The organism is Allonocardiopsis opalescens, from assembly GCF_003002095.1.
Taxonomy (GTDB): domain Bacteria; phylum Actinomycetota; class Actinomycetes; order Streptosporangiales; family Streptosporangiaceae; genus Allonocardiopsis; species Allonocardiopsis opalescens.
Genome location: NZ_PVZC01000003.1, coordinates 64,213 through 79,105 on the forward strand (window position 1 = coordinate 64,213; position 14,893 = coordinate 79,105).

A 14,893-nucleotide genomic window follows, 5' to 3' on the forward strand; every position below is an offset into this window, starting at 1 on the left:
CACCTGGCGGTAAGGTGGCGGCCACCAGCACCCGACTCGTCCGCCCGCCGACATATCCCGCGGTAGGACCACCCCGCACACGCGAGGACTCCGCTCCGGGGACGGCCCCGAACGACACCGCACTCGCCGCTCCCACGACCACCTCCACCACCTGACGACAAGGCGGCGTGGCCACCGGCACCCGACCGGCCGCCTCCACCAGGACAAGGCGCCCCCCGCGAGCGTCCTCCTCCGGCCACGGCCGCCCCACCCTGGCGCCTCCCCCAGCTGCCGCATGACGCGCCCGCCGGGTACGCGAGCGAGTCCCCGCGCACGGGCACTCCGGCGCTCCCCCGACACCGTGGCGCCAGGCGTGCGTGCACGTAGGTCTGCGGTCGGGGAGCGCACCGGAAGGCCCTGCCACACCCGCCGAACCCGTTCGTTCCCAGACCGCGCCCAAGTGCGCATGCGACAGGTCAGCCCGGCAGAGGACGGCCGAGCCGCCGCCGGGCGGATCACGGCCCCGATCGTCCGGTCGCAGTGGCCGAGCGGCCGCCCGGTGGCCGAACCGCCGCCAGACGGGTCACGAGGTCCACCCCGCGGGACCAGCACGGAACCCCGCCCCGGCGTGGAACCGATGCCGAGCACCGAGGTCAGGCACGGCGACGACCACCGCGGCGACGAGGCCGTCGCCGGACAAGTCAACGGGTCCACGAACCTTCCTGGTCGCAGCGGCGAGCGACCGCTTGGTGGCCGAACCGCCACCGGACACGGAATCCACAGGACCAGCACGCCCCCCCCCGCAGCGCGGGGCCGATGCCGAGGGCCGCGGGCAGGCGGTCGACCGGAACGGCGACGACCACCTCGGCGGCCGGGCCGCCGCCGGACCCGTCACGGGATCCGCCCCACCGGACCAGCACGGGAGCCCGCCCGCGGCCTAGGACGGATGCCGAAGGCCGAAGGGAGTTGGTCGACCGGAATGACGACGGCCATCTCGGCGGCCGGGCCGCCACCGGGCAGGTCACAGGTCCACGAACCTCCCGGTCGCGGGAGCGAGGGGCCGCCCGGTGGCCGGATCGCCGGACAGGTCACGGTGTCCACCCCACGGGACCGGCACGGGAGCGTGCCTGGAGGTCGGGACCGATGCCGAGGGCCGCGGGGAGGCGGTCGACCGGGACGGCGACGACCACCTCCGCGGCCGGGCCGCGGACGGCGCAGGACTCCAGCCGCGCGCCGTTGCGCTGCGCACTCGCATCGGCGGCCGCGCAGGCGGCCGAGGCGCCCGCCACGGCACGCGCCGCCGCGGCCAGGGCGGCGAGGTCGGCGGCGCCCGCCGCCTGCTGGCGGTCGGCCCGGACGCCGGCCGCGGCGGCGAGGACGAGCGCGCTGGTCCACACGAGCGCGCAGAGCGCGACCGCCCAGACCGTGCCGCTGCCGCGCTGCGCCCGGAGCCCCGCGCTGGGACGGCGCGGCTGCTCAGTCGGCGGGCGGGGCGGGCACCGCATCGCGCTCACCTCCCGGTACGGCCCGGCCGGGTTCCAGCCGGGCGACGGTCGCGCAGTGGACCGGCAGCGTCACCCGGACGGCCATCCACAGCGGCACGTCGGCCTCCACTGCGACGCGCACGCTGCCCTCGGCCGGCCGCGGCTCGACCGCCACCCGCGCCCCGGGCGGGCCGAGCTGTCGCGCGGTGTCGCCGACCACGGCGTCGGACTCGCCCCGCGCCGCCAGCCGTGCGGCGGACCTGGCCGCGTCGGCGCAGGCCACCTGCGCGGAGGCGGCGGCCAGCATCGACAGGGCCATCCCGAGCAGCAGCACGACGGCGGGCAGTGCGATCGCGGTCTCGGCGGTGACCGCGCCGCGCTGCCCCCCACGGCGGCGCGGCCCGCGCTCAGCCCGCAAGGCCGAGCGCCCGGTTCACCAGCGCCACCAGCTGCTGGCTGACGTCCTCGCTGGTCAGAATGCGGTATAGCACAGCGGCGAAGGCGCAGGCAGCAATCAGGACGACCGCGTATTCGGCCGTGGCCATACCGTCGTCGGCACTTCCGCGAGGAGCCACACCGCCATGCCGGTACTCGGCGCGGCGCCCGACCCTCGCCACGCCGGTCCCGAGCCGCCCCTCAGGGAGGGCACCGCGACGGCGAGCGGCCGGGCACCCGACCGCCGGTCCACCGGCCGGGTGACGGCCAAGGGCGCCCCCGCCACGGCGGCGTACGGCGGCCCACCCGGCCCCGGCCGCATCCCCGCCGGCGCAGCGGCCACGCGGCCGGAAGCATCCGGCTCTGGCCGGCGAGGCCGAGCGGACACCCCGCCCGGCGAGCCCACGGGCAGGCACGATCCCCCGCGCGAGCTGGGTCAGTGCGCGCCCAGAGTCGGTTCGCATGGCTTCCTCCACAGATCCATCAGGCGGTCCCGCCACCGCGGCCGCGGCGGCAAGCACAGCCTCCGCCGCCAAGCCCGCGACAAGATGCGCACCACCAAACCTGTGGACAACTCCCCCACCCGCCCTCCCCCTGTGGACAACCCCGCCACAGCCCCTTCCCCCGCCCTCCCTGGGGGGCTCCCCTACAACCATCCTTGTGCCGCGAGGTGCGCGGCGTGAGGGGTTACCGGCGGGTTGTGGACAAGTCGACCTGGCGGCGCCTGCTTGTGGACGGGCGGATTGACAAGGGTGGAAGACAGGTGGGCGGGAGGCCGATATGTCGGCGCGTTGCGGTGTCGACATATTCGCTTGGCTTGAGAATGGCGAGTCGACAAGGCCATCTGATTCACTTGCCATTTTTTCGACAAGATGTTCTGCCGGTCGGCGGATCGACGATTCGCACTCACGATTGGCATTGGCTCGTTTCCCGGATCACCTGTCGCTTGGAAATGGCGGTCGTCCGAGCGGAAACGTGTACGGGACACGGCGGAATCTGCGCTTGCGAGCGGTTCCCGGTCGGTCGGGTCTGAGCCGGATCGCGCTGCGGCGTCGGAGGTTCAGCGGCCGAGCGAGCGAGAGTACGCGCGGGGAGGCGCCTAGGAGAGGCCCGGGCGGAAGGGCGGCGGAGCGGCCGGCGCCGTTGAATCCGGGGCGGGCGTGGACGGAGCGGAAAGGGATGGCGACTTTCCGTGATATCGGGCCCGTGTGTGCTCCGGACCGCCGCTCGGGCGGTGCGGGTGCAATTCCCGGCCGATCCGGCCGGGCGGCGGGGGGCGGAATCAGCGGACGGGCGGCGTCACGGTAGGACGACCGCGCCCATCAGGCCCACGGCCATCGGCACCACGCCGATGAGCACGAAGGCGGGCAGGAAGCACAGGCCGAGCGGCAGCACCGCCGCGACCGACGCGCGCTGGGCGGCGGCGACCGCGCGGGAGCGGGCGGCGCGGCGGCGGTCCCGGGCGAAGCGGTCCAGGGCGGCGGCGGGCGGGGCGCCGGTGCGGGCGGAGCGGGCCAGGGTGCGGCCGAGGGCGTGCAGGTCGTCGGGGCCCTCGGCCAGCCGCCACGCGGCGGCGGGATCGGTGCCAAGGCGCTGGCGTTCGGCGACCGTGCGCAGCTCCTCGCCGAGCGGGCCGGGCAGGGCCCGGCCGACGGCCTCCAGCGCGTCGGTCGGCGGCAGGCCGCTGCGCAGCGCGGCGGCCAGCAGCTCGGTGGCCACCGGCAGGCCCGACTCGATGCGCTCCCGGCGCTCGCGCACCGCGCGCGGCTCCGCGCGGGACACCACCAGGAAGGCGCCGCAGCCGGCCAGCGGAGCCGCCGCCAGGCCCACCGCCCCGCCGACCAGCGCGTAGCCGGCGACCATGGCGACGGCCGCGACGACCAGCCGCACCGGCCGCGGCAGCGTCGCGGCGGGCGGCTCGCCCCGGCGCTCCCGGCCGTCGGGCGGCACGGGCCGCGGTCCCGGCGGAGCCGGACCGAGCAGCGCGGCCAGCCGCCGCGCCGCCCGGCGGCGCGGCACGATCAGCGCGCCGAAGGCCGCCGCCAGCACCACTCCGCCCAGCCCCGCCGAGTACTCCCAGACCTCCACCACCGGACCTCCCGAATCGTCCACGACCCGGCCGGCTCAACCGGCCGGGTCGTCATGAACGCGACACCCCGCGCCTGTCACGGCCGCCGGACCATCGCGTAACGCGCGCTCCATGCGCATGTGCGGCCGCGGGTCCGACCACCCCGCCATTCGGGGCTCCGTACGTACCGTGCGGCCGCCGGCCGCAGGACCACCGAGTCATTCAGGCTCCCGTGCGTACGGGACCGCCAGACGCCTCGCACCACCGGCGGACCTGTGCGCCGCACTCACCACGGCGCACCTCTGCCACCGACGCTTCCGGCGGGTGGGAGTGTTCCGGGAGGCCCGGCCGCGCATGCGGGGACGACGCGTCGTCCCCGCATGCGCCGGGGGTGTTTCCTCCGCCGCGGCGGGTGGTGGGCCGTTCCTTGCGGCCGTCCCCGCACTCGCGGGTGTTCCCTGATCCCATGCGGTCTCGTCCGCCGACTCGTCGTCGCTCCACGTGCGCGCCGGGCGATGGCCCCCATGCAGGCCGGCCCAGGTGGCGGCCCGTCGCCGTGTGCGCGCGGAGCGATGGCCGCGCCGACCGGCGGCCAGGCGGTCCGAGCCCATACCGGGCCCAAGCGGGCGTGCGTATGCGCCTGCCGGAGTGAAGACGTGCCCGACCGCGCTGCCCCCTCGGACCGTGTGTGCGACGCCGCGGGATTCCGCCCGAGTCCCGGTTGACGGCATGCGGGTGACGGAAGGTCCATGCCGTGCGGACGTGGAACGGCGGCCGGTTCGGCTCGATCGTCCGCCCGGACCCCCTTGGTCCGGCCGGACGGCCGCTGTTGCTGAGGCGCACGGACGTGCCGGTGAAAGACGGGGCCGATGGCGGGTCCGCACGCCGGCAGAGATCCGGACCCGTGCGGACGTGGAGTAGCGGTCGGTCCACGCCGATCGTCCGCCTGCTCCGATCGCCCCCGGCCCGGCCGGACGGCCGCCGTCGTGGCGGTCGCGCGGACGTGCCGGTGTGGGACGGGGTCGACGGCGGGTCGGCGCGGTGGCGGCTTTCGCGGTGCGGACGGATGGGCCGGGCGGCGCCCACGGACCGGGGGCGACGACCTCCGGGAGTGGACGGTCGCCCGGGTCCCGTGGTGAGCGCGCATGGATCTCCCGGCGGAGGCGGGGCGGCTGGCCGGCCCCGGTCCGTGCCGGGGCGGGTCATCGGAGTTCCTGGGCGGTGCAGGCGCGGCTGCTGATGCGGAGGGTCCACCACAGGCCGGCGGCGTCGAGGGTGATGCCCGCCGCCAGACAGGCGAGGCCGGCGGGGGTGCCTAGGAGGAAGGCCAGCGGGCGTTCGTCGAGGCTGGTGGCGAGGGCGAGGCCGGCGGCGGGCAGGGCGGCGAGCAGGATCGCGGTGGTCCGCGGGCCGGCGAGCTGGGCGGCCGTCTCGCGGCGGCGGGCCAGGCCGTCGGCCAGGGTGTCGGCGAGGCGGTCGGCGACCTGGGCGAAGCCCGCGCCGGTGCCGGCGCCGACGCGCCAGCACGCCGCCAGGTAGGCCAGCCCGCCGGCGCCGGGGAGTCTGGAGAGGGCGACGAGCGCGTCGACCGGGTCGTCGCCGGAGCGGGCGGCGGCCGCCACCGGGGCCAGCCGCGCGGCGACCGCGGGCGGCGCCTCGTCGGCGGCGGCCGCCAGGGCGTCGGCGGCGGTGCGGCCGGCGTGCAGTTCGGCGGCGAGCGCCGCGCACAGTTCGACCACCGCCCGCTGCCAGAGTTCTCGTTCGCCGCCGCGCAGCACCGCCCGACGGAGGTCCGGCAGGGACCGGACGGGCGCGCCGCCGGAGGGCCGCAGCCGCCGCAGCCGCACCCGGCCGGGCGCCGCCGAGCCGAGCAGCCACACCGCGAGCCCGACGCAGGCCGCGGCCGCGAGCGCGGTCACGGCTCGCCCAGGGCGGTGGGCCAGTACGGGCCGAGTCGGGCGGCGAGCTCGGCCGCGCCGGGGCCGGGGATGACCGGGCCGGGGGCGGCGAAGGCGACGGCGGGCAGCACCCTGACCAGGCCGGTGGCGTCGGCGGCCAGTACGCACACCTCGGCCACCCGGCGCAGTCCGCCGCGCGGCTCCCTGGTGACCCGGACCACCACCACGCGGGTGGCGGCCAGCAGGCTGTGCACCGCCTCCCTGCTCAGCCCGGCCGCGCAGCCCAGCGCCTCCAGGCGGGCGGGGACGTCGGCGGCCGCGTTGGCGTGCAGGGTGCCGCAGCCGCCGTCGTGGCCGGTGTTCAGGGCGCTCAGCAGCTCGGCGGCCTCCGCGCCGCGGACTTCGCCGACCACCAGGCGGTCGGGCCGCATCCGCAGCGCCTGCCTGACCAGCTCGCGCATGGGGACGGCGCCGGTGCCCTCCAGCCCGGGCGGCCGGCTCTGCAGCCGGACGACGTGGGGGTGCTCGGGGCGCAGTTCGGTGGACTCCTCGACGAGCACGATCCGCTCGCGCGGGTCGACCAGGGACAGCAGCGCGTTGAGCAGGGTGGTCTTGCCGGAGCCGGTGCCGCCGGCGATCAGGAAGGCGGCGCGGGCGGCGATGAGCGCGCCGAGCAGCTGGGCGCCGACCGGCGGGAGGCTGCCCGCTTCGACCAGCTCCGCGAGGGAGAAGACCCGGGAGCGGGCCAGCCGAAGCGACAGGCAGGTGCCTTCGGGCGCGACCGGGCGGAGCACGGCGTGCAGGCGCACTCCGCCGTCGAGCCTGGCGTCGCAGTACGGAACGGCGTCGTCCAGCCTGCGGCCGGCCGAGGCGGCGAGCCGCTGGGCGAGGCGGCGCACGGCGTCGTCGTCGGCGAAGGTGACGCCGGTGCGGCGCAGGCCGTCGCCGGCGTCCACCCAGACCTGGTCGGGGCCGTTCACCAGGACGTCGGTGACGTCGGGGTCGGCCAGCAGGGGGTCGAGCGGTCCGGCTCCGGCGAGGTCGGCCCGCAGCACCCGGGCGATCGCGAGTACCTCGGCGTCGCCGAGCACGCCGCCCTCGGCGCGCAGCGCCGCAGCGACGCCGGACGGGCTGGGCTCGACGCCGGTGCGCACCAGCCAGGAGCGGACCGCCTCCAGGAGTTCGGGGGCGGGTTCGCGGCCGGCGGCGCCGTCGCCGTCGGCCCACCGGCCGGGCGGCCAGCCGGGTTCGGCCGGGCGGGGGTCAGCCATCGCCGGCCTCCGTCCGGGCGGGCAGCGCGTCGAGCAAGGACTCGCAGAAGGCGGCGAGCGGGCCGCGGGCGGTGCGGGCGGGGAGGCGGCCCTGGTCGATCGCGCGGTCGAGGTCGGAGTCGGCGGGGAGCCGGCCGGCGAGCGGCGCGCCGAGGGTGTCGGCGACCTCCTCGGCGGCGAGCCCGCCGGGGGCGGGGCCGCGCACCACCACGGCCAGCCGCCCGGTGTACCCGCGCAGCTTGTGGGCGACGCGGGCCGCCGCGACGACGGACCTGACGTCGGCCGGTACGACGAGGAGGACGCGGTCGGCGAGGGTCGCGGCCTCGGCCGCGGCGGGGTCGAGGCGGCGCGGCAGGTCGGCCACGACCAGCCGGGAGCCGCGCACCGCGGCCGCCAGCACCGAGCGCACCGCCGCCGCGGGCACGGGTTCGGCCGGCCCCCGCGACCAGGTGAGGACGGCGAGGCCGTCGTGGGCGGGCAGCGCGGCGCGCAGGGCCGCGCCGCTGAGCCGGCCCCGGGTGCGCACCAGCTCGCCCCAGCGGGAGCCCGCGGCGTTCTCCCAGCCGAGCAGGAGGTCGCCGCCGCTGCCGAGGGGGTCGAGGTCGACCAGGGTGGCGGACCGGTCGCGGCGGGCGGCGGCCAGGGCGAGCGCCGCGGACAGCACGCTCGCGCCCGCGCCGCCCCGGCCGCCGACCACCCCGATGACGGCGCCGCACCGCGACCGGGGTTCGGCCGCGTCGGCGAGCCGGTCGACCAGCAGGGGCTCGCCGCGCGGCAGCGCCACCACGTCGCGTGCGCCGAGGGCGACGGCCTGCCGCCACACCTCGGGCCGGGAGTCGTCGGTTGCGACCAGCAGCACCTCGCCGCGGCGCGGGAGCTCGTCGGCGATCAGGCGGGGTGCGAGGTCGGCGCCGACGAGTACCAGCGGGGCGGCCGCCCACTGGGCGCGGACGTCGCCCGGGGCGGCGGCCACGCTCAGCTCGACGTCGGCGGCCGCGGCGAGCCGCAGCAGGTCGTCGAGCAGCCGGGGGTCCTCGGTGACGAGCAGCGGGCGGACTCGGGCTGCCGGGGCGGACGGCATGGCGGCCTCCTGGGGGACGGGACTGCGGGAACGCGTCCACGCTCCCGGATCCGCGCCGGGCCGCCAATGCCCGGTCCACCGCCTGTGGACAACCGGCCGGGACTTGTCCACAGATCGCGCGTATACCGCATACAAAGTTTGAATTCCAGCGCCATCCGGGGGTGATTCGTGCCCGTTCGCCCGGTAACGTGGCGGCTGACCCACGCGGGGTGTCCGGCACACGACCAGCCGTCCGGACTGAGACGGGCCCGGCCCGAACCCGACGAACCTGATCTCGTTGACACGAGCGGAGGGACGGTGGAAATGACTTCTGCCTCCACGGAGACGACCTTCGGCGCCGAGCCCGGCGAGGCGGGCTTCACCGCCGGCCTCGGCAAGCGCCACGCCCACCTGTTCGAGGAGTTCTGGGAGCACCCGTTCCTGGCCGGGCTCCGCGACGGCACCCTGGCCAAGGAGAAGGTGCTGCACTACGTCGGCCAGGACAACCAGTACCTGACCGCCTACCTGCGCTGCTACGGCCTGGGCATGGCGCTGTCGCCCGACCGCCGCTGGATGCGGCACTTCCACGACAGCGCGGCGTTCATCCTGGACGACGAGACCCACCCGCACCACGTCATGTGCGACTACGCGGGCGTCGCCTACGAGGACGCGCAGGTGGAGCGGCTGGCGCCGACCGCCCAGGCGTACATCAACCACATGATGGCGGCCGGCCGCGACAGCCTCGGCGTGCTGCTCGCCGCGCTGCTGCCCTGCCCGTGGACCTACACCTGGGCGGGCGCCCGCTTCCTGGCCGAGGCTCGCCCCGGGCCCGAGCACCCGTTCTACGGCTGGTGGGAGTTCTACGGCACCCGCGCGACCGGCGGCGTCACCGACCGGCTACGCGTGCTGGTCGACGGCCTGGCCGAGGACGCCGGCGCGGCCGAGCGCGCGAGGATGGAGCGGGCCTTCGAGGACAGCTGTCACTACGAGATCCGGTTCTGGGAGATGGCCTGGACCCTGGAGGACTGGCCGCTGCGGCCGCGGCCCGCCTGAGGGCGGTGCCCGCACGGGCCGGAAGAAGTGGCGACCCCCGCCGGGGGGAGAGCGGGGGTCGCCGTACGGTCCGGCTCCGGGGGGGTAGAGCCGGTCCCGCTTCCAAGAAAGCTCTTGTGGGGCCCGCCGGGGCCTTACTGGGTCATGCTTCCGTCGATTAGGAGCAAAACAAATCTACTCCCAAGCAGTCTAGGCAGAACAAGCTTTGACAACGACTGCCACCTCGTACCTGCGATGATCGTCCCCGCGATCCGGACATACGGGGGCATCAGCCTCATTCGACCGTCCGATCGCCGTCGCGGCCGCGCGCCGCGCGCCGCTCCGCCGCGCGTGCCGGAAGGCCGACACGGACGGTGAAGCAGCACACTAGCCCAGGTCGGCGGCGATCTCGGGACGGCGCCGTGCGCACCCGGCGGCACGCGGCCGAAATTCGATGCCGGATAGCCCTTTTCAAGCCGCGGCATCGGGCGTACAAAAGTGTTACGGGCCTATCACGCCCGTGCACGCCAATCGGACAAGCACGCGCAACCAACCGCGAGATACGGTCGCGACAGGCTAATGACCTGGTCCGACATGTGAAGGTGCAGTGAGCTGACTGCCTGGCTGGCGTGACCTGCGCGACGGCGCCCCGTGTTCGGGGGCGCCGTTCGCCTGTGCAGGGGCCGCTCCCGGTTTACTTGTCGGACGCGTCCGAAACGTCACCTAATCGAAATCCGGCCCGACGCGCCCCTTCGCCGCTGCCGCACCCCGCCGACCGGGGCGCTAACCGCGAGTGAGCGCCTCGCACACCGCGAGCGACTCCCGCGCCCCGGCCACCACGGCGTCCGCGCAGTGCCGCACCCAGCCCGCCACGCCCGCGGCACCGCCGGACAGGTAGCCGCGCAGCGCGTCCGGGTAGCCGGCGCCCAACTCCAGGTGGCCCACCTCGGGGGCGATCGCGGACTTGGGGTCGAGCCCGAGGTCGAGCAGGACCAGCCGCATCGCGGCCCGCGCCACCAGGCCGTCGGCGGTGCCGAACGGCCGCACCGCGGCGAGTTCGGCGTGCACGACGGCGGCGACGACCAGCGCGGGCGCGCCGCCGCGCGCCGTGACCAGCTCGCTCAGGGCGGCCAGCCGCCCGGCCGCCTCGGCCGGGGCGGGCGCCTCCCCCAGCCCGAGCGGGTCGGCGGCCGGGGCGCCCGAGCGCGGCCGTCCGAGGGCGTCGGGGGCGGCGAGGTCGGCCGCGCCCAGCACGTGCAGCCGGGCCAGCACCTGCCGGGGCGCGTGCCGCCAGGTGTCGCGCAGCCGGCCCAGCTCCGCCGAGATCCGCAGCGCGCCCTGGACGCGGGGGTCCGCGCCGGGGTCGGCGCGGATCCGCTCCAGGGTGATGGACGCGCCCTCCAGCACCGCCGAGGCGCGCGCGCCGCGCAGCAGCGACTCCGCCGACACCTCGGGGCCGTGCCGGCGCATCGCGCGGTGGCCGAGCAGCCGGTCGGCCGCGGTCCTGGCGTCGTGGACGGCGTCGGCCACCCCGGGCAGCTCGGCGATCGCGGTCATCGGGTCGGTCACGGAGACCGACTCTAGGGCACCGCCCGTCCCGCGCGGATGAGCGCGGCGCCGACCCGCCCCGCTGCCCCTTGTGGTTCGGGTGCTGTACTGGTGAAGTGGTCCCGACCACAACTGTTCGGGCGCGCACGCAGACGAGAAGGGGTGTCGCGGTGGCACAGGAGACGCCACAAGGAGGATCCGGGGCGCGGGGGCCGGAGGGTCAGCAGACCCTCTCCAACCTGCTGCAGGAGTCGCGGCGCTTCGCGCCGCCCGCCGAACTCGCCGCGGCCGCCAACGTCAAGGCCGACGCCTACGACGAGGCGGCCGCCGACCGGCTGGCGTTCTGGGAGCGGCAGGCGGGCCGGCTGCAGTGGGAGCGCCCCTGGGACACCGTGCTCGAATGGGACGCGCCGTTCGCGAAGTGGTTCACCGGAGGCACGCTCAACGCCGCCGTGAACTGCGTCGACCGCCACGTCGCCGCCGGACGCGGCGACCGGGTGGCCTACTACTGGGAGGGCGAGCCCGGCGACGCCCGGGTGATCACCTACGCCGAACTCCAGGACCTGGTGAACCAGGCGGCCAACGCGCTCACCGAACTGGGCGTGGCCAAGGGCGACCGGGTCGCGATCTACATGCCGATGATCCCCGAGACCGTGGTGGCCATGCTGGCCTGCGCCCGGATCGGCGCCCCGCACATGGTGGTGTTCGGCGGCTTCTCCGCCGACGCGCTGCGCGGCCGCATCGACGACAGCGACGCCTCGGTGGTCATCACCGCCGACGGCGGCTACCGCCGCGGCGCGCCGAGCGCGCTCAAGCCGAACGTCGACGAGGCCGTCAAGGACCGCCCGGGCGTGCGCACGGTGCTGGTGGTGCGGCGCACCGGCCAGGAGGTGGCCTGGACCGAGGGCCGCGACGTGTGGTGGCACGACGTGGTGGAGCGGCAGAGCACCGAGCACACCGCCGAGGCGCACGACGCCGAGCACCCGCTGTACATCATGTACACCAGCGGCACCACCGCCAAGCCCAAGGGCATCCTGCACACCACCGGCGGCTACCTCACCCAGGTGGCCTGGTCGCACTGGGCGGTCTTCGACCTCAAGCCCGAGACCGACGTCTACTGGACGGCGGCCGACATCGGCTGGGTCACCGGCCACTCCTACATCGTCTACGGGCCGCTGGCCAACGGCGCCACCTCGGTGATGTACGAGGGCACCCCCGACACCCCGCACCGCGGCCGTTGGTGGGAGCTGGTGGCCAAGTACGGCGTCACCATCCTGTACTGCGCGCCGACGGCGATCCGCACCTTCATGAAGTGGGGCGACGAGGTGCCCGCCCAGCACGACCTGTCGTCGCTGCGGCTGCTCGGCTCGGTCGGCGAGCCGATCAACCCCGAGGCCTACGTCTGGTACCGCCACCACATCGGCGGCGACCGCACCCCGGTGGTCGACACCTGGTGGCAGACCGAGACCGGCGCCATCATGGTCTCGCCGCTGCCGGGCGTCACCGAGGGCAAGCCGGGGGCGGCCATGCGGCCGCTGCCGGGCATCTCCGCCGACGTCGTCGACGACCAGGGCGCGCCGGTGCCCAACGGCGGCGGCGGCTTCATCGTCGTCAGCGAGCCGTGGCCGTCGATGCTCCGCGGCATCTGGGGCGACGACCAGCGCTACCGCGACACCTACTGGTCACGCTTCGAGGGCCTGTACTTCCCGGGCGACGGCGCCAAGCGCGACGAGGACGGCGACATCTGGCTGCTGGGCCGGGTCGACGACGTCATGCTGGTGTCCGGGCACAACATCTCCACCACCGAGGTGGAGTCGGCGCTGGTCTCCCACCCCAAGGTGGCCGAGTCCGCGGTGGTGGGCGCCACCGACCCGCTCACCGGCCAGGCCATCGTCGCCTTCGTGATCCTGCGCGGCGAGGGCGCCGACGACGGCGACGCCTTGGTGCGCGAGCTGCGCGACCACGTCGGCGCCTCGCTCGGCCCGATCGCCAAGCCGCGCCAGATCCTGGTGGTGCCGGAGCTGCCCAAGACCCGGTCCGGCAAGATCATGCGGCGGCTGCTGCGCGACGTGGCCGAGAACCGGCAGCTGGGCGACGTCACCACGCTCACCGACTCCACCGTGATGGAGCTGATCGCCGCCAAGCTGCCGGGCGCCAAGTCCGACGAGTAGCGCGGCCGCCCGGCCCGCTCCGGCGGGCCGGGCTCCGACCGGCGACGCCCCGGCCGCCCGTGTGCGGCCGGGGCGTCCGCGTGTGCGGACGCGCCTCGCGACCGTCGAGGCTGACGCTCGGCGGACCCCGGCGCTGCACGGTACGGCTCCCCGGCCGGTGACCGGGGAGAGGCCGCGACTTGTCAACAGGTCGGCATCACCGCGCCGCGACTTGTCCACAGCCGCCGGTCCGGGGCTCGCGGCGCGCACCGCGTGGCGCGAGAATGGTTCCAAGGGGAGCCCCCCAGGGTGGGCGGGGGACTGACCTCGTGCAGGGGACCGTTGGCCGCGGCGGTGAGCCGGGCGCGGCGGGAGTGTGCGGCGGGGGCGGCGGGTTGCCGCCCCGGGCAAGGGCACGTCGTGCCGCCTGAGCGGCCGGCGCCCGTGGTGGAGCGGTTCCCGGCCGGGTGAAGCCGGGCCCCGCTCAGGCCGACAGCCGCTCCACCGCCTCGTCCACGCGCGCCAGCAGCCGGGCCTCGTCGATCGTGGTCAGCTCGCGGTCGCGCAGCACCACCCGCCCGTCGATGACGACGTGGCGCACGTCGGCGCCCGCGGCGGCGTAGGCCAGCGCGGACCAGGGGTCGCGGTGCGGGCGCAGGTGCGGGCGGTCCAGGTCGACCACGACGATGTCGGCCCGGTGGCCGGGCGCGAGCGCGCCCAAGCTGCCGGCCGCGCCCAGCGCCTCGGCGCCGCCGAGGGTGGCCAGCCGCACCGCCTGCTCGGCCGGGACGGCGGTGGGGTCGCCGCCGCCCTTGTGCAGCAGCGCGGTGAGCCGCAGCACGGTGAACATGTCCAGGGTGTTGGAGGTGACGGCGCCGTCGGTTCCCAGGCCCACCGGTACGCCCGCCTCCAGCAGCGCGGGCAGCGGCGCGACGCCGCAGGCGAGCTTGAGGTTGGAGGCCGGGCAGTGCGCCACCGCGGTGCCGGTGCGGGCGATCTCGGCGATCTCGTCGTCGGTGAGGTGCACGGCGTGCGCCAGCAGCACGTCGGGGCCGAGCAGCCCGGTGTCGGCCAGCAGTTCCACCGGGCGCCTGCCGTACCGCTCCACCGCGGCCGCGACCTCCCCGGCGGTCTCGGCGGCGTGGACGTGCAGCAGCGCGCCGTGCTCGCGGGCCAGCGCGGCGACCTCGCGCAGCCGGTCGGGGCCCAGGGCGTAGACGCTGTGCGGGAACACGTAGCGGCGGCCGCCGGGGCCCGGCGCGTAGCCGGCCAGGTCGGCGCGGGCCCACGGTATCCGCTCGGCGTAGCCCCGGCCGTCGGGGCCCTCGCCGAGGTCCATGAAGACAGGGCCGGCCAGCAGCCGGAAGCCGGTCCGCTCCGCGGCGGCGGCCGCCGCCTCGTGGTACCAGTACATGTCCAGGGCGGTGGTGGTGCCGGCCCGGATCGACTCGGCGATGGCGAGTTCGGCGCCGAGCCCCACCAGCTCCGCGTCCAGCTCCCCGGCCTCCATCGGCAGCACGCGGGCCAGGAAGTCGTGAGTGTCGACGTCGTCGGCCACGCCGCGCAGCAGGGTCATCGCCAGGTGGGTGTGCGTGTTCACCAGCCCGGGCAGCACCAGTCCGCCGCACGCGTCGACGACCTCGGCCGCGGGGTGCCGCGCGGCCACCTCGGCCGCGGTGCCGACCGCGAGCACGGCGCCGTCGCGCACCGCCACGGCGCCGCCGGGCAGCGGCGGGCGGCCGTCCATCGCCAGCAGTGTGCCGCCGGTGACCACCAGGTCCGCCGCCGTCGGGGTCTCCTGCCGCACCAGCGCCTCCCGGATCGTCGTGACACCCCATTGTCCCGGTATGCCGCGGCGTTCGGGCCGCGGACGGCACCGCGGTGCGATGATCTTCGGGGCCGAGGGCGCCCAGCGCGTCCCCGCACGTCGATCTGTATCGTGTTGCGAGGTGTGCCGGGAAGTCTGGT

General features: G+C 76.4%; 11 protein-coding genes and 1 riboswitch. Of the genes, 2 read left to right on the forward strand and 9 right to left on the reverse strand.

The features are described from left to right. Window positions 1-1,067: 1,067 nt before the first annotated feature. From CLV72_RS10395 to ssd, 7 genes are all read right to left on the reverse strand, one after another. Window positions 1,068-1,484, reverse strand: coding sequence for an Rv3654c family TadE-like protein (locus tag CLV72_RS10395; RefSeq protein WP_106243956.1), 417 nt, complete (start codon window positions 1,482-1,484; stop codon window positions 1,068-1,070). After that, window positions 1,456-1,881 carry a TadE family type IV pilus minor pilin gene (locus CLV72_RS10400; protein WP_106243959.1) on the reverse strand — a complete coding sequence of 142 codons (426 nt, stop codon included), beginning with the start codon at window positions 1,879-1,881 and terminating at the stop codon, window positions 1,456-1,458. The genes CLV72_RS10395 and CLV72_RS10400 overlap by 29 nt, the downstream gene beginning before the upstream one ends. Further along, entirely contained in the window at window positions 1,871-2,758 is an 888-nt protein-coding gene (locus CLV72_RS33800) for a DUF4244 domain-containing protein (RefSeq protein WP_342755663.1), read from the reverse strand. Before CLV72_RS33800 ends, CLV72_RS10400 begins: the two co-directional genes overlap by 11 nt. Before the next feature lie 439 nt (window positions 2,759-3,197). After that, complete coding sequence (locus CLV72_RS10410) at window positions 3,198-4,010, reverse strand: type II secretion system F family protein (protein ID WP_245930094.1); 813 nt, start codon at window positions 4,008-4,010, stop codon at window positions 3,198-3,200. A 1,158-nt stretch (window positions 4,011-5,168) separates the two neighbouring features. Beyond that, window positions 5,169-5,885 (reverse strand): type II secretion system F family protein, encoded by a 717-nt coding sequence (locus CLV72_RS10415; protein ID WP_211302803.1) that lies wholly within the window; start codon window positions 5,883-5,885, stop codon window positions 5,169-5,171. Next, entirely contained in the window at window positions 5,882-7,135 is a 1,254-nt protein-coding gene (locus tag CLV72_RS10420) for a TadA family conjugal transfer-associated ATPase (RefSeq protein WP_106243966.1), read from the reverse strand. The genes CLV72_RS10415 and CLV72_RS10420 overlap by 4 nt, the downstream gene beginning before the upstream one ends. Continuing rightward, complete coding sequence (gene ssd, locus CLV72_RS10425) at window positions 7,128-8,216, reverse strand: septum site-determining protein Ssd (protein ID WP_106243970.1); 1,089 nt, start codon at window positions 8,214-8,216, stop codon at window positions 7,128-7,130. Before ssd ends, CLV72_RS10420 begins: the two co-directional genes overlap by 8 nt. A 195-nt stretch (window positions 8,217-8,411) precedes the next feature. Then, window positions 8,412-8,529, forward strand: a riboswitch (TPP riboswitch). Here ssd and tenA point away from each other — a divergent pair. Continuing rightward, the gene (gene tenA / locus CLV72_RS10430) at window positions 8,520-9,248 is read left to right on the forward strand and encodes a thiaminase II (protein WP_106243973.1); all 729 of its coding nucleotides are present in this window, start codon (window positions 8,520-8,522) and stop codon (window positions 9,246-9,248) included. (Overlaps the previous riboswitch by 10 nt.) A 762-nt stretch (window positions 9,249-10,010) precedes the next feature. Here the strand turns inward: tenA and CLV72_RS10435 are convergent. Further along, window positions 10,011-10,796 carry a Fic family protein gene (locus CLV72_RS10435; RefSeq protein WP_211302804.1) on the reverse strand — a complete coding sequence of 262 codons (786 nt, stop codon included), beginning with the start codon at window positions 10,794-10,796 and terminating at the stop codon, window positions 10,011-10,013. Between the two features lie 149 nt (window positions 10,797-10,945). On the opposite strand from CLV72_RS10435, the gene acs reads away from it, so the two are divergent. Next, a complete protein-coding gene (gene acs, locus CLV72_RS10440; protein WP_106243977.1) occupies window positions 10,946-12,946 on the forward strand; it encodes an acetate--CoA ligase in 2,001 nt (666 codons plus the stop codon). Window positions 12,947-13,409: 463 nt separating this feature from the next. Here acs and CLV72_RS10445 read toward each other — a convergent pair whose 3' ends face one another. Further along, entirely contained in the window at window positions 13,410-14,732 is a 1,323-nt protein-coding gene (locus CLV72_RS10445; RefSeq protein ID WP_211302805.1) for an amidohydrolase, read from the reverse strand. Window positions 14,733-14,893 lie beyond the last annotated feature (161 nt).